Raw genomic sequence first — 403 nt, forward strand, 5'->3', positions numbered from 1 at the left:
GTTTTGAAAAATCTTTCAACAGGTATGTTGTATTCACCTGAGGTAATACTCCAAGTACAACCTAGAAATAGTAGAATGCTAAAAACAGCCAGTGCTATCAATTGTCTGCGTTTATTATTTGAACTAATCATATTGAGCGTCCTCCTTTTTTAACTAAATATAAAAAGTAAGGAACACCGATAAATGAAATGATTGCACCAACAGGCGCTTCTCCTAAATATCGTGCTATCACATCGGCAACAAGCACGAGTATCCCACCTAACAAGGCTGTTAATGGTAGAATTTTAGCATAATCAGTTCCAATTAAAAATCTTGCTATATGAGGTACCATCAAACCTACAAATGCAACTTGTCCAGCGATAGCAACTGCAATACCTGCTAGAATCATAGCAATAATTAAACA

Annotated in this window: 1 protein-coding gene; it reads right to left on the bottom strand. The window is 35.7% G+C overall.

Going from position 1 to position 403, the window contains the following annotated elements; translation table 11 throughout:
- Positions 1-127: 127 nt before the first annotated feature.
- Positions 128-403, bottom strand: a 276-nt coding sequence (locus GVK32_RS28745) for an iron chelate uptake ABC transporter family permease subunit (RefSeq protein ID WP_159989818.1), incomplete at its 5' end; no start/stop codon positions are given.

The organism is Klebsiella sp. 18074, assembly GCF_902705905.1.
Lineage (GTDB): Bacteria > Pseudomonadota > Gammaproteobacteria > Enterobacterales > Enterobacteriaceae > Klebsiella > Klebsiella terrigena.